The 25,983-nt window shown below is 67.5% G+C and carries 18 protein-coding genes and 1 pseudogene; 8 read left to right on the top strand and 11 right to left on the bottom strand.

Features of this window, described 5'->3' with window-relative positions; genetic code table 11:
- The first annotated feature begins 200 nt into the window (after positions 1-200).
- From AB0I10_RS25515 to AB0I10_RS25500, 4 genes and pseudogenes are all read left to right on the top strand, one after another.
- Positions 201-1,706, top strand: a complete 1,506-nt coding sequence (locus AB0I10_RS25515; protein ID WP_363154936.1) for a hypothetical protein — start codon at positions 201-203, stop codon at positions 1,704-1,706.
- A gap of 813 nt (positions 1,707-2,519) precedes the next feature.
- Positions 2,520-3,023, top strand: a complete 504-nt coding sequence (locus AB0I10_RS25510) for a DUF4365 domain-containing protein (protein WP_363154935.1) — start codon at positions 2,520-2,522, stop codon at positions 3,021-3,023.
- A gap of 4 nt (positions 3,024-3,027) precedes the next feature.
- Complete coding sequence (locus tag AB0I10_RS25505; protein ID WP_363154934.1) at positions 3,028-4,161, top strand: hypothetical protein; 1,134 nt, start codon at positions 3,028-3,030, stop codon at positions 4,159-4,161.
- Between the two features lie 816 nt (positions 4,162-4,977).
- Positions 4,978-5,427 (top strand): annotated as a pseudogene (locus AB0I10_RS25500) (IS5/IS1182 family transposase); the annotation flags it as partial.
- 307 nt (positions 5,428-5,734) lie between these two features.
- Here AB0I10_RS25500 and efeU read toward each other — a convergent pair.
- The 3 genes from efeU to AB0I10_RS25485 form a co-directional block, all read right to left on the bottom strand.
- The gene (gene efeU, locus AB0I10_RS25495; protein ID WP_363154933.1) at positions 5,735-6,559 is read right to left on the bottom strand and encodes an iron uptake transporter permease EfeU; all 825 of its coding nucleotides are present in this window, start codon (positions 6,557-6,559) and stop codon (positions 5,735-5,737) included.
- A gap of 70 nt (positions 6,560-6,629) precedes the next feature.
- On the bottom strand, positions 6,630-7,250 hold the full coding sequence (locus AB0I10_RS25490; RefSeq protein WP_363154932.1) for a hypothetical protein: 621 nt from the start codon (positions 7,248-7,250) through the stop codon (positions 6,630-6,632).
- Between the two features lie 3 nt (positions 7,251-7,253).
- Positions 7,254-7,898, bottom strand: a complete 645-nt coding sequence (locus tag AB0I10_RS25485; RefSeq protein ID WP_363154931.1) for an iron transporter — start codon at positions 7,896-7,898, stop codon at positions 7,254-7,256.
- Positions 7,899-8,165: 267 nt separating this feature from the next.
- Between AB0I10_RS25485 and AB0I10_RS25480 the strand changes: the two genes are divergently transcribed.
- Entirely contained in the window at positions 8,166-8,573 is a 408-nt protein-coding gene (locus AB0I10_RS25480) for a cupredoxin domain-containing protein (RefSeq protein ID WP_363154930.1), read from the top strand.
- 218 nt (positions 8,574-8,791) lie between these two features.
- Here AB0I10_RS25480 and AB0I10_RS25475 read toward each other — a convergent pair whose 3' ends face one another.
- The gene (locus tag AB0I10_RS25475) at positions 8,792-11,926 is read right to left on the bottom strand and encodes an FG-GAP-like repeat-containing protein (protein ID WP_363154929.1); all 3,135 of its coding nucleotides are present in this window, start codon (positions 11,924-11,926) and stop codon (positions 8,792-8,794) included.
- 774 nt (positions 11,927-12,700) lie between these two features.
- On the opposite strand from AB0I10_RS25475, the gene AB0I10_RS25470 reads away from it, so the two are divergent.
- The 3 genes from AB0I10_RS25470 (at position 12,701) to AB0I10_RS25460 (ending at position 16,092) form a co-directional block, all read left to right on the top strand.
- Complete coding sequence (locus tag AB0I10_RS25470; protein ID WP_363154928.1) at positions 12,701-13,687, top strand: hypothetical protein; 987 nt, start codon at positions 12,701-12,703, stop codon at positions 13,685-13,687.
- Positions 13,688-13,924: 237 nt separating this feature from the next.
- Positions 13,925-14,347, top strand: a complete 423-nt coding sequence (locus AB0I10_RS25465; RefSeq protein WP_363154927.1) for a YjbQ family protein — start codon at positions 13,925-13,927, stop codon at positions 14,345-14,347.
- A 503-nt stretch (positions 14,348-14,850) separates the two neighbouring features.
- The gene (locus AB0I10_RS25460) at positions 14,851-16,092 is read left to right on the top strand and encodes a PP2C family protein-serine/threonine phosphatase (protein ID WP_363154926.1); all 1,242 of its coding nucleotides are present in this window, start codon (positions 14,851-14,853) and stop codon (positions 16,090-16,092) included.
- A gap of 139 nt (positions 16,093-16,231) precedes the next feature.
- Here AB0I10_RS25460 and AB0I10_RS25455 read toward each other — a convergent pair whose 3' ends face one another.
- From AB0I10_RS25455 to AB0I10_RS25425, 7 genes are all read right to left on the bottom strand, one after another.
- Positions 16,232-17,437 carry an acyltransferase gene (locus AB0I10_RS25455; protein WP_363154925.1) on the bottom strand — a complete coding sequence of 402 codons (1,206 nt, stop codon included), beginning with the start codon at positions 17,435-17,437 and terminating at the stop codon, positions 16,232-16,234.
- A 90-nt stretch (positions 17,438-17,527) separates the two neighbouring features.
- On the bottom strand, positions 17,528-18,754 hold the full coding sequence (locus tag AB0I10_RS25450) for an MFS transporter (protein WP_363154924.1): 1,227 nt from the start codon (positions 18,752-18,754) through the stop codon (positions 17,528-17,530).
- Positions 18,755-18,766: 12 nt separating this feature from the next.
- Positions 18,767-19,687, bottom strand: a complete 921-nt coding sequence (locus AB0I10_RS25445) for a VOC family protein (protein ID WP_363154923.1) — start codon at positions 19,685-19,687, stop codon at positions 18,767-18,769.
- Between the two features lie 39 nt (positions 19,688-19,726).
- On the bottom strand, positions 19,727-20,917 hold the full coding sequence (locus AB0I10_RS25440) for a DegT/DnrJ/EryC1/StrS family aminotransferase (RefSeq protein ID WP_363154922.1): 1,191 nt from the start codon (positions 20,915-20,917) through the stop codon (positions 19,727-19,729).
- Positions 20,918-20,959: 42 nt separating this feature from the next.
- Entirely contained in the window at positions 20,960-22,132 is a 1,173-nt protein-coding gene (locus AB0I10_RS25435; RefSeq protein ID WP_363154921.1) for a sedoheptulose 7-phosphate cyclase, read from the bottom strand.
- A gap of 478 nt (positions 22,133-22,610) precedes the next feature.
- Positions 22,611-23,861, bottom strand: coding sequence for an MFS transporter (locus tag AB0I10_RS25430; RefSeq protein ID WP_363154920.1), 1,251 nt, complete (start codon positions 23,859-23,861; stop codon positions 22,611-22,613).
- Positions 23,858-25,753 (bottom strand): FAD/NAD(P)-binding protein, encoded by a 1,896-nt coding sequence (locus tag AB0I10_RS25425; protein WP_363154956.1) that lies wholly within the window; start codon positions 25,751-25,753, stop codon positions 23,858-23,860. The genes AB0I10_RS25430 and AB0I10_RS25425 overlap by 4 nt, the downstream gene beginning before the upstream one ends.
- Positions 25,754-25,983: the final 230 nt, after the last annotated feature.

Raw genomic sequence — 25,983 nt, 5'->3', positions numbered from 1 at the left:
GGGCACCTGGGTGTGAATTTGCGCCGCCAGAGAGGCAGTTGCTGCTCTGCCCACGCCTGTGCAAACCTCAGCAGCCTGGCGTCAGCCCAGCATCGCAAGCCTTTGAAACCAGGCAGGACGAAAATGCTCGCCGGGGCGTCGGGGTCACCCGGATGCCCATGCAGGCTGCGACCCGCTCGCGCCGCGCCGATCCTGATGGCATGACGTCCAGCCGGCCGCAGGTCATCGTGCACGCACCCGACAGCCGGGGGTTGCGCGAGGTCAGCGTCGCAGGGAAGACCGTGGGTCGGGCGTGGTCACCGCGGGACCTCCGCCGGGTGCTGCGGCAGGCAGGAATGCCCGCGGACATCGACCTCGGCCATCCGGGGGAGGTCCGATGGCGGGCCGACCCGGAACTGTGGCCGGACCGCCCCTGGTGGAGGCGCGCCCAAGCCTGCTTCATGATGCTCGGGCTCTTGGCGTCCGCCGCAGTGCTGTTCCGGGTGGGGCTCTCGGACGCACTCAGGGCACTGACCTTCGGCGGGCGGGTCATGGGGGTGGTGTTCCTGACCGGCGCGCTGCTGGAGACGGTCGCGGCAGCAGCAGTCTTCGACCACTGGGGCAAGCGGGCCACCCGGTACTCGGGGCAGTGCGTACTGCTGGGCGTCGTCATCGTGACCGTCACAAGCCTGATGTTCCTGATCCTGCAGTGGGAAGGCGGCTATCACGCCGGGTTGTTCTGGCTCTGGATCGCCCTGGTGGCGTGGTCCGCCTGGGCACTGTGGGAAGTGAGCCGTCAGAAAGTCTGGCGGGGGATCCCGCACCCCAAGAGTTTCGCGACCGGAGTCGCCCTGTCGGCTCTCATCGGTTCCGCGAGCGTGGCGTACTCCGCCATGTACACCCCGTACGTCGCCCCGCCCAAAGTCCCCTTCATGACCTCCTTCGGGAAGCCGACCCTGAACGCCGCCCGCACCCGTCTGTACGTGCCGGCCCACTTCACGTTCCGCAACGAGGGAACCAGCAGCATCTTCGTCATCGGAACGCAGTGGTCGGCCACGATCTGGCCGAGCACCTTCCGCGAGAAGGGCACCGGACCATCACGGTGGCGGGACGAACTGGGCGACGGCTGGGACACCTACCGCCACGAGGACTTCAACCACCCCGTCCGCATGCTCGCGGCAGGACAGATCACCTCTGCAGGTAGCCACCTCGACCCCGGGGACGACTTCTCCAAGCAGGCCGTCATCGAAGTGCCGCTGAATTCCGGCCAAGGCCGCGTCCAGCTCTCTGCGGACATCTCATTCATACGGGCGGACCGCTGCAAACTCTCCAACAGTTACCCGCAGTCGATCGAGTACTCGTGGGACGTGGACTCCGCCGGGAGGAAGCACCTCTGGGACGCGCCACGGTGGCTCGCGAACCCGGGCGATGACCTCTTTCGCTACCGGTCGAGGATCTACCGCAGCAGCGCGATCATGAACATGATCCAGGCTCCCGAATGGGCGGCCATGTGGTGGGTGATCCCGAAATGGCATGAGGGCAAACTCTTCGCACCCGGAGACACCGTCCCCTATATGCAGGTCCACATCGCCCGCGACCCGAACAGCCGGGAAGTGCTCAACGAGGACGAGCAGGAGCCCTACGGGATGAAGACCAGGTCGACGGCGGTGGACCAACCGGTTGCCCTGCTTCGCCAGGCCGCCGAGATGCCCGGACAACACACCTAGACGCCGCCGGCACCGTCTCACTGGTCCACCGACGGACGGCGCGTGCGGCAGTCGCTCGTCCGAGGGCATGCCACATGCGAGGCCGGAATTCTAGAGCGCCGCCGTGCTGGATGTCTTGATGGAGACCTGAGTGGGCGGCTGGGCACCCGTAACGGAACGGTGCTCAGCCGCGGCCTCCTTGTCAGCGGCTGCGACGCGCCCCGCTCCCAATGCTTCGCGCACGAAGCGCACAGCGTAGAGGCCGACATAGGCGGCCGCAGCACACAGGCAGACTCCACTTGGCCGACCGGGTCCCATCCGCGCAGATGACCACGACGAGGAGCGTGGCGAGCTGCCCGACGGCGTTCACCACGGTCCAGCAAGAGAACGCCCAACACCTCGACAAAGGCCCATGCTCCACGAGTACGTCAGTCGCCAGCGGTGAGCTGAACCAGCGGCCAGACGACAACGATGCTCTCGACGACCTTCGGCAGTGATTCTGCGGCTGGATTTGCCCCAGTCCCCTCACCAGTGGCAACGAGCCGGCGGATCAGTAGCCCTGTTGCGGGGCTTCTCCATATACCTGGGAGCTCTTACCGAAGCCGACGGTGCTGCGCTTCCTATCCCGTCAGCGTCGGCTGAGCCATCCACAATGAAGTCCACTGTCAGACCTCGCTGGTAAACAAGGGAATAGGGTCATACGTTTGATTCAAGGGGTGGCTCATGTACAACGCTCAGGTCCTAGTCGACACTGACATGCACATTCCGCAGGCACTATTCCCCCCTCAGCCTCGTCCCCTTATCCTCACGATCACACGACGGGGAGGGGCGCCAGTGGCGGCAGAGGCGACGAGCTGGCAGAAGGAGCAAGTCAGCCGTGCTTATGTGCATGCGCTCGCCACGCAGGGCGGCTACACGATCTGCGACTGGAATGTCGACAAGGACGGCGTCGACGTCACCCTTCGCTCACGCGGTCTGATGGTGGATATCCAGCTCAAGTGCACGCAGAGCCCGCGTGCCGTCCGCGGCGGTTACAGCTTCGCGCTCGACGTCGAGACGTACAACAAATTACGCGACCCAGAACGCTCTGCCCCCGGCCACCTCGCGTTGCTGATCGTCCCGCCGGACATCGGCCGCTGGGTGACCCACCAGCCGGAATCGATCGTCCTGGCCTGCCACGGCTACTGGGCCTCGCTTCAGGGTATGGCCGAGGCGAAGAGCAATGTCACCACGGCGATCCATTTGCCCGAACACCAGCCGCTCACGGTGAAGGCCATGGGCACCATGTTCGACGCGGCGCGCCGCATGACCAACGCCGCTGGCTGGGGGGTGAACTGACGTGATGCACAGCAAGCTCGACTTCGCTCCCGAGGAGATCCGCAGCTACCTCAAGGTCACCGGCTGGTCCCCTGTGTCCGGCGGGGCCCTCGCCGAACTGTGGAGCCTGCCCGGGCCAGCCGAAGAAGTCGTTCTGGTCCCGATGAAACCCGGTGCCCCAGACTTCGACAAGCGGACCCGCATCCTCGTGGAGGATCTGGCCCGGATCGAATCTCGGACGGTGCACGCCGTGCACTCCGCCATCGCGACCGTCTACCACGATGTCACCGACCTCAGGGCCTCCCACCCGTCCCTGAGCGACGGCTCCATTCCGCTAGAGGCTGGGTACGAGCTGTTCCTCTCCGCCAGGCGCCTGCGCGTGGCTTCGGCAGCGGCGGCGATCCGTCGTCAGGGTCACTTCCGTAACTTCCCCACCCGGGCCCGCGACCAGGCCCGCGAGGTTCGACTGGGCCAGACTCGCCGCGGCTCGTACATCGTTCCCATCATCAGCCAGGCCCGCTCTCCAGAAGACGTATACGCACCCCAGCAGGAGCACATCGACATCCAAGTCGAGGAGACGCTCTTCGACCGGCGTGTCACCGCCACTATGTCCCGTGCCCTCGGTGTGCTGGAGGAGATGGTCGGCGCCGAAAGGGAACCCACGCCCAGCGAGATCGCCGACTCGGTCGGCGAGGGCGTCTCATACGAGCTGTGCCAGGCGCTCAGCAAAGTGGTCAAGTCCGACTCCGTCGCTGCTCTGGACATCACCTTCAATTGGTCTCAAGTGGCCGCCCCACCACCCGGTTCCTCGCCTCACGTCGAGTTCAACGAGGCCGCAATCAACATTGTGAACCGCGTCTCAGACCACCTGAAAACCCAGCTCTACACCCACGAGCACATCATCTACGGCGTCATCACCGACCTCAGCCGACGCCCCGAGGACGAGACCGGCCGGGTAGGCATTGAAACGCTGATCAAACGGCGCCGCAGGACGGTCTGGATCGACCTCCCTGACAGGAACTACCACCAAGCGGTCCGCTGCCACGACCTAGGCGTCCCGGTGCGCGTCCGGGGCGTACTCAGCAGCCCACCTGGCGGGCACGCCACCATGGAAGTCAGTGACTTCGGCCCAGACCCGTCGCTGGGCACGAACGAGTGAACACCTGGGCAGCAAGCCACTTCGAGATGAACTGGCGTACGCCAACGCACGAGGACTCGCCGTCAAGCTCTGCGCGCGTCGCGTATAGAACCGGGCGCCTCGCATCCGCAAATCAGAGGCTGGAGCCCTCCACACCTCGCAGCTTCCTCGCCATCGAGGACCGCTCGAATCGGCGCACAGAGAGCTGCCTGCACGCGTGCCCTTTCCGTGCCCAACACAGCGGTCAGTCACGGTCACTAACGGTGTTGCGCGAGTTCGATTCCCGTCACCCCATCCAGGCAGAAGCCCCAGGTCGGAGATCTGGGGCTTGTTCATTGTCCAGAACATTTTCGGGGTGCGTGCCATCCGCGCGCCACAGCCAGCACGTGACAAGCACTCCCCCTCTGCCTCCTGGGAGCCGATTGGGAGCCGACCCGCTCCCCGAGCCCTCCCGGCACCACGCAAAACCCACCGATCCCAACACCCTGACCTGCGGAATCGTCAAACAGGCAGGTGTTGCTCCTGACCGAACCTCGTTCGGGACGAAGAGGTCGTGGGTTCAAATCCCGCCACCCCGACTGAAGGAACAACAGGTCAGGGGCCTGATCCACTTAGTGGGTCGGGCCCCTGACTCGTTCCCGGTGATCGTTTGGGAGAAATCCGGGAGAAGATCTTGGTCGGCTTCTCCCAGGCGGATGGCCTCCGTTGAGCCGCGACCCACACTGCGGGTCTCGCCGACCCCTATGCGTCCGCGAATCTGATCCGAGGGCAGGCGGCCGACCCAACCCGATCCTCGGTTGGGCCATGCAGCTTCCTGGCCTCATCAACGGGGGCAATCTGGGGCGGGGCGATCTCGCTGACAACGAATGGGCTCGGCTGGAGCCGCAATTGCCAAGGAACGCTGGTCGGGGCGGGCGTTGGAAGGATCACCGGCACCGATCAACAGAGTCGTATCGACTGGTCCCTGGCGAGTGTGGGCGGCGGGTTGAGCACGAAGATCCACTTGGCTGGTGAAGGCGGGCTGCGGCCTCTGTCCCTGCTGGTTGCGCCGGGACAGTGGGGGGCGCGCCACAGATGATTCCGGTCCTGGACCGAGCGTGTGTACCCCGCTCCGGTGGCGGACACCCACGCACACGGCCGGACGACGTGAGCGGCGGCAAAGCGTACAGCTCCCGCCGCAACCGTCGTTACCTTCGCCGTCGGCAGATCACCATCCCGGAACCGGAGAACCAGCGGGCCAACCGTCAACGGCGAGGAAGCCGAGGCAGCCGGCCTGCGGGGTTCGAGCACGAACGGCCCGTGGTCGAGGCGATCCGGCAGCGGTTCATCAAGGCGCCAAGCAGATCGTGACAGGGAACGCGGGCCTCACGACGCTGCGTCGCCGGTCGTTCCCACCGCGCACCGGAAGCGTGCGGTGACCGTCCGCGGACGGCAACGGGCGGGCGGTGTGACGGCAGCAGGGAAGCGGCCGCACAGCGGAACGGCGCCACCTGTTCTGTGCATCGTCGACCTGGCAATTGGGGGGGGACCCTTTGCGTCGGCTGCTGAGCGGTATAGGGGTACAGGGGTTTAGGGGTATGGAGGTGTAGAGGTACTACGCCGTTGCTGGTGTGGCGGCCGGCGGGCGGGTTGGCCGCAGGAAGAGCGAGAGAACCGGTACCAGGTACAGCGCCCAGAAGACTGCCTGGAGCACGCTCGGGTTCGGCTGGAAGTTGAAGATGCCCTTGAGGAGGGTGCCGTACCAGCTGTCCGGCGGGATCGTCGCGCTGATGTCGAACAGGCGGTTGTCCAGGCCGGGCAGGATGCTCGCTTCCTGCAGGTCGTGGACGCCGTACGCGAGGACGCCGGCCGCGATCACAACCAGCAGGGCGCCGGTCCAGGTGAAGAACTTCGCGAGGTTGATCCGCAGGGCGCCGCGGTAGAACAGCCAGCCGAGCACGGCGGCCGTGAGCAGGCCGAGGACGGCGCCGGCCAGCGGGCGGGCTCCGTCGTCCGTGGCCTGCGCGGCGGACCAGACGAAGAGAGCGGTCTCCAAGCCCTCGCGGCCCACGGCGAGGAAGGCGGTGGCCACCAGGGCGCCGGTGCCGATGGCCAGGGCCTCGTCCAGCTTTCCGTGCAGCTCGGCCTTCAGGTGGCGGGCGGTGCGTCGCATCCAGAAGACCATGGTGGTCACCAGGCCCACGGCGAGGATGGACAGGCCGCCGCCGAGCGCCTCCTGGGCCTCGAACGTCAGCTGGGTGGAGCCGAATTGCAGCACCGCGCCCATGGTCAGGCTGAGGGCGACCGCGATGCCCACGCCGAGCCAGATCGGCGGCAGCTTGCTCCGGTTGCCGGTCTTGACCAGGTAGGCGACGAGGATGCAGACGACGAGGGTCGCTTCGAGGCCCTCGCGCAGGCCGATCAAGTAGTTGGCGAACACGCGGTCTCCTTAAGACGTGGTCGTCAGGTGGCGTCGAGCCAGGAGGGCAGAACCTGCTGTTGTCGGCAGGTCAGGGCTGGCTGTTGAGGAAGCCGATCAGGCTGGCGCCCCACCAGCCGAGCTGGCTGACGGAGGCGGCCACACCGGACTGAATGCGCAGGGGACGAGGCACCCCGGCTTCTCCGCACTGATCGAGGCGCTGCCCGAGCCAATGGGCGTAGAGGCCGTTGAGGGTGATGGCCAGCACGAGTCCGAGCTTGAGCTGGGTCAGCGGCGATGCCAGGTCCGGTCGGAGGAACAGGCCGGTGACGACCAGCCCGGCCAGTCCGAGCCAGATCGGGACCTGCAGTGCGCAGGCGGTGCGCAGGACATCGGCCAGCCGTCGTCGTCCGAGCATCCACAGCACGGCGAACCAGTCGACGGCGAGCACGGAGCCCAAACCGACGACGAGCGCCACGAGATGCAGGAAGCGGGCGGCCATCTGCAGCGGCGGGTCGGCGTGGAGGTGACCGGCCACCCAGCAGGCCGCCGCCAGGGCGGCGCAGCTCAGGATTCCCAGGGCGGCGAGCGCCCAGACCGGTGTGGGTGGGTTTTCGCGGGCTCCACCGCCGTCGGCAGGCGCGGCCCACCCCGGCACCCCGGGGCTCAGGGGAGCCGGAGCGGCCGTCGGCCTGTCGGTGGTCGGTGCCACCGGTCAGTTCCCCGACTTGAGTTCCACGTTGCGGAAGGTAGCGGTGGTCTTCTCGCTGAGCGCGGGCTTCTCACCGCTGCCGCCGTGCCGCAGGAACGTCGGCCGCTGCAGCGTGGCGCGCAGGGTGTACTTGCCGTTCTTGGGGATGGAGAAGTTGTTGGCGTAGTGGAAGAACTCGGCGTAGTAGAAGTTCAGGTCCTGGGCCTGGACGACCTTGCCCTTGTCGTCGATGACCTCAAGGCGGATCGGCACATCCGGGACGATGCGGCCGGTCTTGGCCTCCATCGGAATGATCTCGATGTGGTGGGTCTCGTCCTTGGCCGGTGCACGGTTGACCAGCTCCGGGTCCATCATGTGCCCGGCGTGCTTGCCGCCCTTGCCGCCCTTGGCCTCGAACCACGGCTCGGCCGCCTCGACGATGTAACCGACGCGGTACTCGCCGGCCTTGGTCTCGCCGCCGTTGGCCGCGATCTCCGCCTCAAGCACGGTGTGCTGGTGCGCCACACCGGCCGGTGCGGTCTCCTTCGCCTGGCCCTTGGCGGGACCGTTCTCCGCCTTGCCAGAATCGGCGCCGCCGCAGGCGGTCAGGGCGAGGGCGAGCGGGACGGCCAGAGAGAGCGAACGCAGCGGGAATCTGGATCTAGGCATGGCTGGAAACCTTCGGTAGGAAGTAAGGCGAGGCGAACCTAAGCTCCTGATGTGCGCTCGTCAACCCATCCCGTGATGCGGACACCCATCACATAACGGACACTGGAGACGGTTCTGCCCTGGCCTCAAGGAAGTTGAAATGCCATCAGCAGAGGTTGAGGTTCACCCAGGGGCAGCGGGAGGGTCACTATCTGGACAGCAAGGCCGTCCTCCCCCCTACACTGCGCCCGCCTCCGTTACCCCGTCGTATCGCACAAGGAGCCCGCCGTGCCCCACCGCCTGACCCGTCCTGCCACCATGGCCATACTTGCCGTCGGCCCCCTCGCGCTTCTGACCGCCTGCGCCGAGAAGAGCGGCGACGGCGGCGGCGCGAAGTCGGGAGCCATCACGGTCCAGGCCACAGATGACACCTGCAAGCTCTCCCGGACATCCGCTCCAGCCGGGTCCATCTCGTTCAAGGTCGCCAACGAGGGCAGCAGGATCACCGAGTTCTATCTCTACGGCCCGGACGACAAGGTGGTCAGCGAGGTCGAGGGCATCGGCCCCGGCACGTCCCGCACGATGACCGTGAAGGTCAGCAAGGCCGGCTCGTACACCACCGCCTGCAAGCCGGGAATGGTCGGCAACGGTATCCGGGGCGACTTCACCGTGACGGCAGAGAAGCGCCGCGGCTGAGGCTCCGCCCGCCCGCCGCCACCACACCGCGGCGGCCGTTCCCGCGACACCGCGGAATGCGTGGGGCACGGAGGACATCCGTGCTCAGGAGTCCCACCCCATCATGGCGGGCGCCTGAGGGCTGCCTGACGGGCGCCTGACGAACAGCGAAGGGCCCGTGCGACATCGAGTCGCACGGGCCCCATCGCCGGCTATCCACTCATCGGTCAACTACCTGCTCAGAACAGCCCCTTGTAGCCCTGCCAGCCGGTCGTGATCTGCGCGCGGCCGCTGAACGACCCCTTGCCGTCACCGCTGTTGCGGTAGACGTTGCCGCTGGTGTCGCGGGAGACAAGGTCCGTCTTGCCGTCGCCCGTGATGTCGCCGACACCCACGATGGCGTTGTAGGAGGAGCCCCAGTTGGTGAAGACCACGACCCGGCTCTTGAACTGCCCGTCCGCCGTGCCGTCATAGCGGTACAGCGTCCCGTCCGTGTGGCGGGCCAGCAGGTCGCCGTGGCCGTCACCGTTCAGGTCACCGGCCCCGACGAGATGGGTGTACGCCGTCCACGCCGTGCGGATCTTCGTACGCGCCTTGAAGCCGCCCGTGCCATCGTCCGCGTAGAGGTAGACGTCCCCGGTGGATGACTGCCGGGCAATCAGGTCGGTGCGCCCGTCGCCGGTGAGGTCACCGGGCGCGGTCAGCAGGTTGTACTGGTCCCAGCCCGTGCCGAGGACGGTGTGCGCGCTCGACGGGGTGTAGCCGCCGCCCGCGCATTTGCCTGTGTAGCGGCGGAGTTCGCCGCCGGGCATCCGGACCAGCAGGTCGTTGCAGCGGTCCTCGCCCATGTCGCCGAACGGGACCGCGACCGTGCCGGCCGGCCAGCCGCTGCCCGACGCCTTGGTGTCGAAGGCCCCCGTACCGTTGCCGTAGTGCGTGGTCAGGTAGCCGGACGAGCTGAGCGTCAACAGGTCGCCGGAGCCACCGTTGAGGTCATGGAAACCACGCATGCCGCCGGTCAGGCTGAACGTGCCGGTCAGCGACAGGGCGGCGCCGGAGCCGTCTTCGGGGGCGGCGCTCAGCTGCCAGGTGTAGGTGCCGTCGGCAGCCCAACCGCCGGAGTCCGTACGGCCGTCCCAAGTGGTCTTGAGAGCCGCGCCGCTGCGTGTGGGGTCGAGCGTACGGACGACCTTGCCCGTACGGTCCTTGAGGGTGACCTTGGCGCCGGTGGCGGGCTTGGAGAGCTGCCAGGCCGCCTGCCACGTCGGCGCGGTGGCGGACTTCAGGTTCACCGACGTCCCGACCCGCGACTCGATCTTCGTCAGCGGGGAGGTCGGCACCCCGGGATCGAAGATCTGGAGGTCCTTCCTGTTGTCCGCGAGGAAGGCGATGCCGGTGCCGAAACGGTCCGCGTCGAGGTACTTGCCCGACGCCCACTCCGGCGTCTGGGCGATGGTCTTGGTCGCGTCCCCGATGGGCGTCACCAGCAGCCGCTGGTTGTCGGTGTCGTGGGTGAGGACGTAGCCGTCACCGAGCGTGCCACTGTAGGGCCCGCGCCACTGCTCCTCGGACACGCGGTCGTACACACCGTGGCCGCCCGAGATGTTCAGCTTGCAGTCCCAGGACACCCAGCGGCCGACGGCCTGTACGTCCACCGGGACGCAGTCGTCGCCGGTCTGCACCGTTTCGGTCGCACCGCTCTTGAGGTCGAGGGACGTGAGCGTGCCCGCCGTCTCGCCCGCCCGCCAGAGTTTTGTGCCCCACACGGCGAGTCCGCCGCGGCCCTTGTAGGCGCGGATCACCTTGGCGCCGCCCGTGGCCTCAAGGTCGACCACGTACTGGACGTCGCTGTCCTGGCGCTGGCGGTCGCCGAAGACCACGTAGCGGCCGGAGGCGGCGGTCACCCAGGTGCGGACGTCCGCCGGCAGCTGCTCGCCGGTCGCCGGGTCCGCCGGCTGCACCGCCGTCTTCTTGCCGCCGGGAGCCACCACCTCCAGTGCGTAACGGCCGTCCTCGCCCTTGGCGGTCAGCGCGTACCGACCGTCACCGGTACCCGTGACGTATGCGGCGTAGAACTCCTTCTGGGCGTCCCCGGTGGCCTGCGGATCGGGCTGTGCCAGCAGCGAGCGGTCCCCCGCCTTCGGCGTCGCGCCGAGCGTGATGTCCCGCTGGTAGAGGGAAGCGAGGTAGTTGCTGTCCCGCTCCGTGGTCACCAGCTGTCCCGCGGTCAGCGAAACCTCGTCCACCGCCGCGCGCTTGACCGCCACATCCCGCAGCTTGGTCAGCGCGAGGCTGCCGTCGTCGGCGGCCATCACCTTGCGCACGGCCCAGTCCTGCGCCGAGTCGCCACCGGTGACGATGACGCCGCCGCCGGGGACTTGGGCCATCTCCGCGTGCGCATGCGGCAGCAGCGTCCTGGCCTCGCCGCCGGCGAGCGGGACGGCCTTGAGCGGCTCGCCCCGGCGCTGGAGCAGATCGCCGTCCTTCTCCGGCGCGTCCCAGGTCGTCAGCAGCGAATCGCCCACGAGCCCGATCCGCGCGGTGCCTTCGCCGCCGGCCGGCAGCGTCACCTTGGTCTCCGGGCCGTCCAGGGCGTCCCGGCCCAGTACGCGCACGGTGGTGTTCCCGCCCTCGGGCGAGTACCAGGCGAGGCGCGTGCCGGAGAACACCACACGGGCGCCGGCTCCTCCGGTCGCGCCCGGCAGGACCGGCCGTACGCTCGCCGACTCCAGGTCCAGCAGGCCGACGCCATGGGTGCCGTCGGGCGCCGCGTACCAGATCGCCACCGAGCGGGTGTCGCCGCCGAGCACGGTGTCGTACCGCTCCACCCAGCCGTTCAGGCCGGTGACCGGGGTGTCGGACAGGCCGTCGGCCGTCTTCCGCAGGATGTGCAGGCCGTTGATCGCGCCGCCCTCATCCCGGGTGGCGGTGAGCACGGCGTCGCCGAAGCTGCCCTTGAAGAGCTGTCCGGCGGGCAGGGTCAGGGTCGTGGACGTGCCCGCCTTCATGTCCTTCAGCGTCACGCGGTCCGTGAAGGACGCGCTGACGATGTCGGAGGCGGTGGCGGTGACGGTGTCCGAAGCGGGGCCGGCGAATGTGCCGCTCCCGCCGTACGTCGTCCACTGGTAGTCGCCCATCGCGGCGGCCGTGGCCGACTCACGCCGCTCCAGGACCCCCGTGGTACCGGCCCCGTAGACCGGGTTGCCGGTCGGCGCGTAACGGTCGGGCGCCGGGATCACCAGCGGGGCCGACTCGGCCTGAGCCTGGGAGAGAAGAATCGATGCGCCTCCGGCCGCGAGACCGAGCGCAACGGTCGCGGCGATTCCGCCGCGTATGAGGGTACGTCTATGACCTGGTTTGTGGCGTGCAGCCACGTCATACCTCCAGCTGAGGGGAGAACGAGGGCGGCCATGCATCGCGGAATGGGGGTCGTCGCGGCGCCAGCCTCTCGAAAGCTGAGGGAAGGTAACACGGCTTGATCAGCCACGTCGATGCAAGTCGACACAGGCAACCGCTCGTTCGGCACGCGTTGCCCAATAACGCCGACGCATGATCCAAGGGCTCATCGTGGGCTCAACGTTGGGGCCATGAGACCGCCGGAGACGTAATCGACCGAAGCGTCCTCGCTCTCTTGCGACACCCCGACCAACTGGCCGCACTCCGCAGCGATCCACCGCTCCTGCCCAAAACCGCGCACCCGCAGTGACCTGCATCACTTTTCGCGATAACGCTGTGATGTTTCACCAACGGGCGGCGCTGGATGCTTTGGGCCGCATGTGTGGCGGCTGCGCTCAAAGCTATGACAAGGGGTGATGAGAGTGGCTATGCGTGCAGCACGTCATCGGCGTTCGGTGAAGGCCCGCGTTATCGCCGGGGGGTCCGCCGCCGTGGCGGTGGGGATCGCAGTAGCCGTGGCGGTAACGATGCCTGCCCAGGCCGCGTGGTCTTCGGCGTGGAAGGTGTCCGCCAGTGGCTGGACAGCCGACGATTCACCCCGGGTCTCGGTCGACCGGCAAGGTGATGCCCTCCAGGTCTGGAGAGCCTGCGACCCCGCGACGCCGAGTTGCTACTACCAGATTCAGTCCAGGACCAAGCGTGCCGACGGGACGACGGGTTCGATCCGCAACCTGTCACCCCTGGGGGCCTCGGTGTCCTGGCCGGAGGTCGACTCCGACGACACCGGCGACGCCGCGGTGGCCTGGGAGCAGGACGGCCACGTCGTGGGCCGGCGGGTCTCGGCCTCCGGCAGCCTCGTCGGCTCCACACAAAAGCTTTCCACCTCGGCGCCTGCGACCAACCCGGTGGTGGCTGTGTCGCCGGGCGGAACGGCGCTGGTCGCCTGGTCGGAGAGCCGCGGCGGAAGCTGGTACGCCGTGGCGCGCCGACTCAAGCTGGACGGCACGGTCGGCTCGGCGATCACCCTTGGTTCGGGCTCGGCGGAAAAGCCGGGCATCGGCGTCGACCGCAACGGCCACTTCGTCGTCGCATGGGTGCAGGGTTCCACCGTCGCGGCCAAGCGCATCACGCCGGATTCCGTCTCCTCGACGAAGGTGCTCACCTCGTCGATCGCGTCGTACGCCGGATTCGGCATGGTGCGGGTCGGTGTCGACCGCGACGGTGACGCGGTCATCAGCTACCGCTCCGGTGGCGGTACCCGCCCTCAGCTGTGGGCTTCGCGCTGGAGCCGGACCGGCACGCTGGGAAGCCCTCTTCGCATCTCGTCGTCCACGGACAACGTGGGCGTCCACCACTCCCTCGCAACCGATCTCGACGGCGACTCGATGCTGGTGTGGACCCGGTGGAACAGCAGCAGCCGGCTTGAGATGCTCGGGCGGCAGCTGTCCGCAGGCGGCACCCGCGGAACCACCACCGTCCTCGGGCTCAACGACCGGCCCGACATCGCCCTCGATGACGATGGCGACGGCATGCTCGTCTACCAGACGCCGAGTTCTCCGTACTCGGCGCAGCAGGTCGGCGCTCGCCTGATCAGCCGCTCCGGTTCCTTCGGAAGCTCGAAGACGCTGACGTCGGACGGTCGGGTGCCCCAGGTGGATGCCCGTCCGAGTTACCGCTTCACCGCGCTGTGGCAGCAGGTTTCCTACCCGTACTCGATCAACGCCGTCGCCGGCCCGTGAGATGAGGATGCGTCGCCCTCGTACGGCCGACTGCGTGATCGTTTGAGATCACCAGAACCGCACGGTTGTGCTCAGGCAGCGTCCGAACCCCTTCGACTGCCACATTCCCATAGGGGCGTTTTACTGCCCCGGACTACGCAGCAGCCAGGTACTCCAGGTGCCGTTACTCGCGGAGTTCCGGAGGAACAACCCATCCGGCCGTTAGCGCTCAGGCTCCGCGACGGGTACGGGTGAACCATGGCTGGCACCTTCACCACCCGCACGATCAACATCACAACCGGCTCCACCGAGACCCTGCACGACCTCACGAACACATGCTCCGCGTTCCTGCGCGAGGCCGCTCACGGGCAAAACGGACTGCTGAACATCTTCACCCCCCACGCGACGTCCGGCCTGGCCGTCATCGAGACCGGCGCGGGCAGCGACGATGACCTGTTGGCGGCCCTCCGCGACATTCTTCCCGCGGACGACCGCTGGCAAGGCCGCCACGGCAGTCCTGGCCACCGCAGCGCCCACATGCTCCCGGCTCTGGTCCCACCCCACGCAACGTTGCCCGTAGTCGACGGTGAGCTGGAGCTGGGGGCCTCGCAGTCCGTCGTACTGGTGAACACCGACCGGGACAACCCAGAACGCCAAGTCCGGCTGTCATTCCTCAGCTGACCACACGGCCCTGCAACTGGTCTTCGCCCCCTTGACGAGGCAATTCTCCGGCCGGCCACCCCAAGCTGTCCTGTGCCCAGATCGAACGCCTCGAAGAGCGTGACCATGGCCTCGCTCGGCGGGAGCCGCAGGGCCAGTTCCTCGGCCAGGCAGCTCAGCGACGGAAGGCCCCTGGGTGAAGCGCGTGGTCATACCTTGCAGCTCTCCACAGTCCATTCGGGCGCTGAGCCCTTGCCGATCGAGGGTCGGATTACCCAAAAAGCACCTTATGCCGGGTATGCAGCTCAGGCATAACATGGTGAACGGGTCGGCCCCGGTGTGTAGACATCGGGGTCTCGCGCACTGCCGGCGCGACGGCAGGGAACGAGCGGATCCTGGCGCGCATGTCGGCCGAGCAAGTGCACCGAAGCCCGGCACCAGGCTGCCCTGTGACCCACTCATCGGAGACCGCCGACTCGGCAGATGAAGGCGAATTCAGGCTGGTCAGGCGAAAGGGCAAGGCTATGGCGGAGGGTGATCGGCAGCCTGGCAAAGACACGGTGGACCGGTCGGAGGGGTTCGGCGAGCGGCTGCTGGGGGTGCTCCTGGACCGGGCACACGAGATGCCGCCGCAGCTGATCGCCCCGCTGATCGCGGAAGAGGTGGCCAGGGTCGGTGGCCGGGATGTCTCGATCCTCCTGCAGGACTATGCGCAGCTGCTACTGATGCCGCTGCCGGGTAGGCGTCTGGCCGTCGGCGAGCCCGAGCTGATCGGTGACTCCCACGCCGGCAAGGCCTTCCTGAACGCGACCCCCATCGAGGTACCACAGGCTGACGGCGTCCGGATGTATCTACCGTTGCTGGACGGCAGTGACCAGGTGGGAGTGCTGGCCCTCACCCTGGAGACCGTCGATGACGACGAGCGGCGCCTGCTGCGCAGGCTCGCCGGCCTGATCGCCGACATTCTGGTCACCAAGCACAGCTACACCGACCAGTTCTTCCTCACCCGGCGCCGCGCACCCATGAGCGTGGCTGCGGAGATCCAGTGGTCTCTGCTACCGCCGCTGGCAATGTCCGTACCGCAGGTCGCGGTGGCCGGAATCCTGGAGCCCGCCTACAACGTCGCCGGCGACAGCTTCGACTACGCACTCAACGACGAAATCCTGCACGTGGCCGTGGTTGATGCGATGGGCCATGGCTTGAACGCTGCCACCATGGCCACCGTCGCCATCGGCGCCTACCGGCACTCCAGACGTGCCGGCATCGACCTGTCCGAGATCTACGCGTTCATGGACCAGGCCATCGCCGAGCAGTTCGGGCCCGAACACTTCGTCACCGCGCAGATGATGCGCCTGAACATCGCAACGGGCCACCTGCAGTGGGTCAACGCGGGCCACCCCGCACCGCTGCTGATCCGCAACCACCAGGTCCTCCGCCAACTGGAGGGCCCGACCACCCTGCCGGTCGGCCTCGGAGGAGAAAAGCCCCAGGTCAGCGAGCAGAGACTGCAACGCGGCGACCGGGTGCTGTGCTTCACCGACGGCCTGATCGAGGAGCACCAAGCCGGCGAAGAGCAGTTCGGCGAGCAACAACTCATCCACTGGGTCAACCACATCGAGCACGCAGAGGAGGGAGTGCGGGCAGTGGTGCGATCGCTCTCCCACAGACTGAAGGAGGAACGGGGCGGAAGCACCAGTGACGACGCGACCCTCTTCCTGATCGAGTGGCGCGGGGGCGCCGCCGACCACCTCGCCGTACTGGACTGAGCCGGTACTCGCATCATCGTTGACGGAGCCGACAGCGCGCCGGCCGCTGCCTTGCCACACAAAGCCGGCTTACGAGCCCTGCCTGCCTGGAACGCGGCCCGTCCGCTCGTACCGGACGGCCCCCGCCTACGGCGTACCCTCAGTTCCTTTCGGCGCCGGTCAGTTGGGCAACCGGCGGAGCGGCGAACTCGGGCTCCGGAGGCTTGGGGGCGCTGGGTACCGGACGGCTCCGGCGAGCCGTCAGCAGGCGCATTGCGGGCATCTCCCACCAGCGGTAGATGGCCCAGGCGAGCAGCAACGTCAGCACCGCGAAGGCCGCGGCGAGCGCGGACGCCGTCCAGCCGTCCCAGGACCTGTCGTGGCCGAGCATGTCGTGGCCGATCCGCAGCACCGTCTGATGCACCAGGTAGAAGGCGAAGGACACCTCGCCGAGCCAGACCATGGTCCGGCTTCTCAGGGGCGTGTGCCGGCCCTCCAGATCCGACATCACGACGGCCGGGATGAACAGCGCCAGCGGGATGACGGTGATCGCTGCCAGGCCGAACAGGACGGGAGACCAGATGGCCGCGACGTAGCCGGCCACGAGCAGGCCCGTGGCCCAGCCCAGGGGAATCCGTACCCAGTGGCCGCTGCTGACCAGCTTGGCCAGCGCTATACCCAGCAGGAACTCCAGGCAGCGGGACACCGGAAACGCGTAGACCAGCCAGTACTGGCTTTCGGAGACTCCGCTGGCGACATCGGGATGTGACACGTCGAGCGGCATGTTCGGGTGATCCGGCAGGAGTGTGGCGATCACAGGCATCAGCAACACACCCGCGATCGTCACGGCGACCACCGCCCGCTGGCCGACGTGGGACAGCCGCCCGACGAGCCGTGCCAGGAACGGGAACATGAGATAGAAGAAGAGCTCGCAACACAGCGACCAGCTCGGCCGGTTCACGCTGAAGAAGAAGTCGAGTCGCGGAACCCATGTCTGCACGAGTGCGAAGTTGGCGGCGGCGGAACCCGCATAGAGCTCCTCCCCGAACAGAAGCAGGAGCGGCACCGTCAGGAGCCAGAGCAGCAGATGGTTCGGGTAGATCTTCGCAAAGCGCCGACGCCAGAACTCACGGGCGGATCTGCCTGGTTTCGACGACCAGGTGAGCACAAAGCCACTGAGGACGAAGAAGAACGAGACGCCGACGCCACCGGCCGGGTTGAAGATCTTCGACAGAACCTGACCGGTGCTGTCGTCGTACAGCCTCTCAGCGCTCAGATGAAAGACGAAAACAAGTACGGCGGCCACGAATCGCAGTCCGGTCAGTGACGGAAGCCGCGCGTCTGTGGCCTTCTGTGGTTTCCCCATTTATGACTCCTGATTAGTGGGCTTGTGGACTGTTCACGGTGCTGCCTGCCCGACACGGGCACCGCCGCAGGCAGGCAGCACCGACAGCCGTCAACGGGCTACGCCCGCACCATCCTTGAGGCCGATCACCGGTACGGATTCGGTCGCCTTCCGTACACGCAGCGCACGGTGAATCCACCAGACCGAAAAGACGGAGAATGCGGACAGCACCACCGCCGAAAGCGGCACCGAAATCGGTCCGGCCCATTCGATGAACTGTCCGACGAGCGGCGGGAATGCAACCCCACCCACCATCGCCGGCGCCATGACGTACGCGGTCGCGTGACGAGTCCCCACCGGACTCGTGTTGAGCCATGCCAGCATGGTCGGCAGGATGGGGCCGATGAAGAATCCAGCCGCGGCATAGGCGATGGGTGCCACCGCCCCGAGCGGAGCGACGAGCAAGCAGATACCGCTGCCCACGCAGCCGGCCATGACCACCTTCGTGGTGGACCAGCGCATCGTGGCGGGAACGGCGAACACCCGCCCGATCGTCATCAGCAGCCAGTAGCCGGAGGTGGCTGTGGCAGCGAATGCCGGGGTGTACCCAAGGTTCTCCAGATGGGTCGGTTCCCAGCCTCCGACGCTCGCCTGGACGGCGAGGTGCAGCACGCCGAGGACCATGAAGCCCAGGAGCGCGGCGGAAATGAACCGCCCGCTTGAGCGCCCCGTCTCCTCTTCGGCCATCGAGGGGTGGGTGGGCCGTTGCCGGACGCCACCGGTGAACGGCAGCACCGCGAGGCAGAGAACGCTCAGCGTGATGAACAGGGCCCGGTAACTGTCGGCGCTCAGCAGGCCGACCAGCATCGGGGCCAGCACGGAGCCGACCCCGTAGTTGGCGTGCAACACGTTGAGCATGGTGACGCCGCGGTCGCCGAACCCGATCGCGAACATCAGGCTGAGCCCGTAGTCGACACCGCCGAAGCCGATGCCGGTGAGGAACGCCCCGATCAGCGCCACTGGCCACCACAGTGACGTACCGAACGTCATCGTCCCCAGCGCCGCGATGAGAAACGCGATACGCAGCAGCGTGCGGTTGCCCACCTTTTCGTGGATGCGCTGGAAGACGAGTACGCCACCAAGAGCACCGAGGAAGTGTGCGCTCAGCGACAGCGCCGCGGTGGCCGTGGAAACACCGAAGCGTTCCTGGATCGCAGGCATGGCAGGTCCGTACAGAGCCTGCGTCATGCCGATGAAGAGAATTCCGGCGCAGGATGCGACCACGGCGGGGCTACTGAACAGCCGGTGCGCCATCGAGCCCTGAGCTGCTGCGGTCATGGTGCACCCGTCTCACTTGCGCGACGCGGCCCGGCTGAACTCGATGTCCAACCCGGAAAGCGACGTGAACAGGGCTTCATCGTCGAGGAGTTCCGTGGAGCCCTGCCCGACCCGCGAGAAGCCGAAGCGCTCGGACAGTTCGTCACCGGAACGCACCGGATTCTCCGTCGCGAAGGTCATCCGGGAGTTGCCGATGTCGAGGCGCTCGGCGAGCCCGCGGCGATCGGCCACCACATGCTCGAACAATTCGATGTTGGTGTGCTCACCGATGCGCACCATGGCCATCTTCATCCGGACCGAGACAGCCTCTTCGAACTGCCGGAGCATAAAGCTCTCGTCCGCCTCCGTGACGGACCCGAGGATGCGCTTTCCGCCGAGAGAGCCCTCCAGCAGCTCGACGGCGCTTTCCAGATCGCGAACGCTGTAGCCGACGTGGTCGAGACCCATCATCGTCGGGACGGGCGACCTGTGCTGCGAAAGCTGGTCATGGAACAGCAGCTGTGCCTCGGCGGACGGCGTCTCGGGCCACTCCTGAAGCTCGCAGAACGCCCCCCAGGGCAGGCGGAAGTAGACCCACTTGTGATGACGCAGCGGGCCGTCGGGGATCTCCGTTATCTCACCCAGCACCCTGATTCCCGAGCAGTGCTTGATGAACTGCGTGGCCTTCTCGATGTCGCCGACACGGAAGCAGAAGTGCGCTGTACCGATATCGGTGACCGACGCGGTGAACGGGGACCCCGAGGTCTTCTCGTACTCGAACAGCCGCAGGCGAGTGTGCGGATCGAGGCTCAGCACGGCTTGCCTTGCCGCCGCTCCGTGATCATTCACGGTGCCGCGGTCCAGCTCCTCCGCGCCGAACACACTGTGAAACAGGGAGACCGCGGGGGCCAGGTCCGGGACCACCATGGAAAAGCTGTCCAGATTGTTCTTCACTACTATCCCTTCGCTCAGGATGTGCCGCTCAGGCAGCGGCTACGGCAGGGCCGCGGACGTGACGGCGGCGTTGAACTTCTCGGCGGCACGCGCGATGTCCTCGTCCGTGCTCCGGACGGCCACACCGAACCCGGATCCCAGATGTGCGTCCGAGACGCCTACGGAGATGGCGACGGACCGGGACAGCAGGTCGTCGGTGCGCGGCAGATCACCGCGCGCGTAGCGGATCGACGAGTTGCCGCTCAGCTGCGGCATGTTGCCGTAGTAGTGGCGGCCGGAGTCGATGAGCGGCTTGGTCTGCAGCGCCTCGGCCACGCGACGGGCCCGGTCCTCGCTGTCGAACGTGTAGACCAGCACATTGGCGCAGTCGCCATCGGCGTCGTTGAGCTTGCGCTGCCGCATTCCCTCGTGCGAGCCGATGAGTTCACTCAGCCTGTCCCTGATCCGGCGGGTCAGCGTGAGCACATGGTCGACTCGCTCCAACTGGGCGCAGGCGACGGCCGCGCTGAGTTCCGGCATGCGGAGATTGAGGCCGAACGAGGCTTCGCCCTTGCCCACGCCGTTGTTGTCGCGGAGGGGAGGCCAGCCCTGGTCCTGGTAGGCGAACCCACGGGCGTAGGACGTGTAGTCGTGGAAGACCGCCACACCGCCTTCGCCGCTGGTAATGACCTTGAAGGGATTGAAGGAATACGCGCCGGCATCGCCGATCGTGCCAAGGCGGGCGCCCTGGAAACTCCCGCCGCATGCCTGCGCGGCGTCTTCGATCAGCCATATGCCGTGGCGCTCGGCAATGTCGCGCAGCTTCCGCATGTCGCATGGCGCGCCCAGCATGTGAACGGCCATGATGGCGCGGGTCTTCGGCGTGATCCTGCGTTCGACATCGTCCGGATCGAGCGTCAGCGTCTCGTCCACTTCCGCCAGAACCGGAGTGGCACCGAAATGGCCGATGGAACCAATGGACGCGACATAGGTGTATCCGGGAACGATTACTTCGTCTCCGGCGCCGATACCCAGGCCCGCGAGGGCTGCGGCCAGGGCCGAAGTGCCGCTGTTGACCGCGACACAGGGGCCGCTGCGGAAAAGGCTCTCCATGTCACGTTCAAGGCGACGGACGAAAGAGTGCTTCTCCGGATCGTCGGAAAGGTAACGAGTGAGGCTCCAATTCTTGAGCACCTGCTCAATATTGTGCCGCTCTTCGTCTCCAAGAAACTCAAAACCAGGGCCCGGCAAGGCGACTTCCTCCTGTGTGTGGGCAGTCGAGATTGGGGGGATTCAGTGCTGCGCGGCGATTTCGGGGAGATCCTCGCCGGCGGAATTCGCAAGTGCCTTGAGCAGGGCGGTGGCCTGGCTCAGCTCGTCCTTGGTCACCTCTTGCGTGAAGGTGCAGACGCCGATCTGCCGCATGATCGGCAGGTTGAGGTTGCCGTCGCGGTGCAGCCGTGCCTCCTGCATCGCCTGCTCCAGCATGCCGAGGTCGTAGAAGAGCGGGTGGTCGAGGGGAAGGCCGACGTTGTGCATGGTGCGGGCGATCCGCTGGACGTCGGTGCCGCTCAGCCAGCCCCGGAGGTGCGAGAGCAGTGCGGTGAACAGGCAGTCGATCGCCACTGCCTCGCCGTGCAGCAGCTCGGGGACAACCGCCATCTCGATCGGCGGGCTGAACGTGTGGCCGTAGTCGACGATCCGGCGCAGGTCCTTCTCCCAGAGGTTGACGCGCAGTTCGGACTGCATGCCGTCGATCGCGCGCGTGATCACTTCCGCTGCCGGTGCCTCCTGGAACCCGGACGACACCAGGGCCGGACCGTGCTCCTCCAGCAGGGAGAACAACCGGCTGTCCTTGATGAGAGCCATCTTGAGGATTTCGCCGCACCCATTGACGATGTGCCGTTCGGGCAGCGAGACGAGCAGGCCGGTGTCGACGATGGTCTGCGTCGCCGGGTGGAAGGTGCCGAGGCGGTTCCGGTTGCCCAGGTGGTTGACCGCGGTCTTGGCGGACACACTGCCGTCGATCATCCCGAGGAGCGTGGTCGGAACCCGTACCCACGGAATTCCGCGCCGGTAGATGCTCGCGGAGAATCCGACGACGTCGATCAACACGTTCCCGCCGATGGCGATGGGCGGGTTGCTCTGACGGCGCGCTCCCGAACTCTCCAGGGCATCGACGACGGCAAGGCAGGTGTCCAGGTTCTTGTTGACCTCGCCGGAGTCCACTTCGAGCACGTCGACGTCTACGCCATGGGCGGCGAAGTACGACCTGACCGGCTCCGAGTAGACATCGGAGAGTGCCGCGTCGAGCACCACGAGTTGCTTGCCGGCCGGGCGGTCGCGGTCGACGTTCTTCAACAGGAGCGGATTCTCCGGATTGAAGATGTCGTTGGTGATGTCGACCTGGTACTTCACCTCAAGATCGGCTTCGATGTCCAGAGTGGTCTGGCCTTGGTGAGACATGAACTGGCCCTCCTATGCGACGAACGGGAAGGGGATTCGGGAATCGCGCCACTCAGGTCCGGCCGACAGAAATCTTGCTTCCATCCGGCCACGACAAAGGGTTCAAACCCTCCTGGCGGGCGGCGACTGGGAAAAGCGACAGGCGAAAGCCTGCGTACGTACTGCCGCGCCGGCACACATGGGCAACGTCATCATCCGACGGGATGAGACTGTTTCGGCACTACCCCCGTGGAACATGCAAGCAACGCTATATCCGCCCAGGACTTTAGGGAAATGACTACTCCGCACCGCCTATTCGCTGCGCGCATTAATGCACGCCAGGAATTCATCCAGGTGCTGCATGAATGTCTCGGGTGACGAATCCATGGGCGGAATGCGCGGCCCGAGGCACCCCCGTGAAAAGAGGACAGGGTGCGCGGGGCCCGCTTCTGCGGTTGCCCAGCGCACCCTGTCCGGGGCCCTGTCTGTTGCGGACGGCCTACCGTGCGGGCCTGCCACCCGCGGCGGCGACGAGCACCATGGCCAGCACCCCGACGCCGGTCAGCACCAGCCAGGCCACGTCGAAGCCCGCCCGGCCGGCGAGAAAACCGAAGGTCATGGGGCCGATGGCACCACCGAGCGAGACCCCCATCTGTGTGAACGCGGTTGCTTTGGCCGCCTGTTCGGGGAAGGACGCCCCGGCAACGTAGTGCAGCAGCCCGGCCCAGCCCCAGCCGCCGCCGAAGGCCAGCAGGGCGCCCACCGCCGCCGCCCATGGGCCGCCGAGTCCGAGCAGCAGCGTGCCGACCGCGCCGACCGCGAACAGCTGCCACAGCAGCGTGCGCGGCTCGCGGGCGCGCCGGTCCACGACCACGCCCGCCGCCAGCCTGACGGCGATGTTGACCGCCGAGCCCGCGGCCGCGAGCAGGCTGGCCCACGACAGGGTCAGACCGTCGTGCGCCAGGGACGCGATGAGGAATCCGCCGAGTGAGTTGCCCACCGTCGCACCGCAGAGGCCGGCCAGCGCCAGCGCCACGAGCTGGGTGTTCCAGGGCAGCGGAGCGCTGGCTTTCACGGTGCGTCGAACGGTCGGCCGGGTACGCGCGGTACACAGTGCGACGACCGCGTACAGCAGACAGCCCACCGCCATCACGCCGAAGACGGCCCGCCAGCCGTAGGGCACGGCCAGCGCCGGAACCGCCACGCTGCCCAGCAGCGTGGCGGTGGGCACCGCGGCCTGCTTGAGGCCGAACGCGAACCCTTGGACACGCGCCGCGCAGTCCTTGATGAGCAGGAAGTTGGTGTGCGGCTGGCTGTAGCCGTAGACGAATCCGCCGATCACGCTGCCCGCTACGAGCCCCGGGCCGCCACCGCACGCGCCGAGCGTCAGGGCGACCGCGGTGGCCAGGCTCGCCAGCGCGATGGCGGTCTCCGGTGACACCGGGGCGTCCGTCCTGCGGCTCGTGAACGCGCCGAGCAAGGAGGCCGACCAGTAGGCGGCGATGAGCAGACCGGTGGCGCCCGCGCCGCCGGCCAAGTCCCGCTCCAGCAGTGTGCTGGTGGCGCCGACCAGGAAGAGCGGCATGGAGGTGAGCACGGTCACCAAGGCCACGCTCATGGCCGTGCCCATCCCGGTGCGCGCCGGCGTCGCGGTCGCGTCCGCCGCCGGTTCCCCGATCACGTCCGCCGCCGAAGCCACGGACGCGTCCGCCGATGTCTCCTTCGTACGCACGGTTTCTCCGGCGCTCACGCCGCGGTCACCACCGCGTATGCCGCCCGCCGGCTCGCGTGCCGCAGCGCCGCTTCGAGCGCGGAGCGGGCCGCGGAGTCGGCGTGGCTCAAGGTCACCGAGTTCACTCCGGGCCGCGCACCCGCCGCGGTCACCCAGTGCACCCCCTCGGTGGGGATGCCGAGGACGAAGCGCTGCGGATGCGGCTGCCCCTGAGCGTTGATCAGCCGGTGGTGTGCCGGGTCGACCGAGAGGCCCCCGGTGGTGTAGGCGGAGCCGTCGGGGTTGGCGATGCGGTAGGGATCGGCGGCGCCGGTGCTCAGGAGGTGGCGCACCAACGGGTCGGCGGTGCACCGTACGTCCGAGGCGGGCAGCCGCGCCTCGATGAGGGTGTCCACCGTGACCCGGGAGCCCGGCACCTCCGGGGAGTGAGCGGTACAGCCGGAGCGGGCCGCGTCCGCCTCGACGACCATCCGGGGCCCCACCACCCGCAGCAGGCCGGCGTCCATGAGCGCCACCATCTCCTCGATGCGACGGCGCGGCGGGCCGATGGACGCCAGGGCATTGAGCGGGGTGTACCAGCCGTCGACGTCGTCCCGGTAGGAGTCTCCGGTCACCCCTCCGTGATCGACGATCTGCCGGACCTCGTTGCGCAGGTCCCGCAGCACATCGAGCGCGGCCTTCTTCGGCCCGGACACATTGCCGAGCCGTGCCTCGGCGATGTCCGCCACCAGGTGCTGACGCAGCCACGTCCGGAAGTGGTCCGCGTCGTCGAATGCGACGTCCCGGTACGGGGCGGCGATGTCGTCCCAGTCCCAGCGCGCGCCACCGCCCAGGCCGAAGTCGTCCAGGACGCGCCGCTCGTCGGCCCCGCCGTGCTCCGCCACCAGGAACCGCTCCTGGAACGCCGCGACGTCCTCGGCCCGCCCGTGCCGACTGAGGAGCGTGACGTAGTAGACGTACTCGACCTCCTTGGCGACCAGCGGCCACACCTCGTCCCGGAAGTTCACCCCCGGCCCGTGCTCCGACCGCTTGCGGAACCGCTCGATCACGTCGGGGGTGAGGAGCAGCGGCAGGTACCGCTCGTCCGGCCCCTTCTCGTTGTCGCCGCGTGCCAGGTACGGGATGCCCCGCCGGGACCCGGCGTACATCATCGGTTCCCGGCCGGACGGCAGGTACGTCATGCGGCCGCCGTGCGTACGGAACTCTCCGCCGCGTTCGGTCGTGAACAGCGCCAGATAGTCGAAGAAGTTGAGACCGAGGCCGCGGAAGAGCACACGTCGCCTAGGGCCGATGCGGGAGAGGTCGGCTTCGGCCGGGCTGGTGGGCGGCATGTGGTGGACGCTCTCGGCGATGCCGTGCGCGTCCGGGGCGGCGGCCGCCTCGACGTGTCCCTGGGTGAGGACGACCGCGTCAAGCGTGAGTACCGTGCCGTCGTCGAGAGTGAGCTGCTGGGCACCGTCGACCTCGTGCAGTGCCGTGGCGGTGCCGCGGTGCTCGCGCACGGTCACATGGGCGGGGGCACGCTCCACCACGTGGCGATATACCCACGCGAGGTAGTGCCCGTACAAGCCGCGTGAGGCATAGGAGTCCGGGCCGAGGGCCGCGGCCTCGCGCAGGACGTCCGGCGGGTGGCTGTCCGCGGTCTCACCGTCCGCCACCGCGCGGGCCCACTCAAGCAGGCTCGGTCCGGGGAAAACCGGCCCTTCGCACTCGACGCTTTCGTCTGTGAAGAGTGTCACTTGGGAGGCGACCGTGTTCATCAGGAGGGAATGCGGCTGGTCCGTTCGCCACACCTTTCCCGGGCCCGGCGGATAGGGGTCCACAACATGGATGACGAGGCGCTCGACCGACCCGGAAGGTATAGAACTTGCAAATATACGGTCAAGGATTGATGTACCTCTCGGCCCCATGCCGACTATCCCGATACGTGCACGCTTGGCGCGCATACTCCCCCCTATCGTCCAGATGCTAGGTTTCTTGACGGGTGGCGGTAGCCCTCTGCCGCGCTGGTCGTTGGGCTCCACACTCGACCCGGCATGTGCATATACGCTTCAAGGCGGGGGGGCGGCGTATAAGGCACAGCAAGGAGCATCGCATTTGTCGCCCGCAATGAGGCGGGTTGGAATACGCCACTCCGCTT

This window comes from Streptomyces sp. NPDC050636 (assembly GCF_040654775.1).
Classification (GTDB): domain Bacteria; phylum Actinomycetota; class Actinomycetes; order Streptomycetales; family Streptomycetaceae; genus Streptomyces.
The sequence above is the reverse complement of the archived record's forward strand: the minus strand, read 5'-3'. Positions and strand labels throughout refer to the sequence as shown.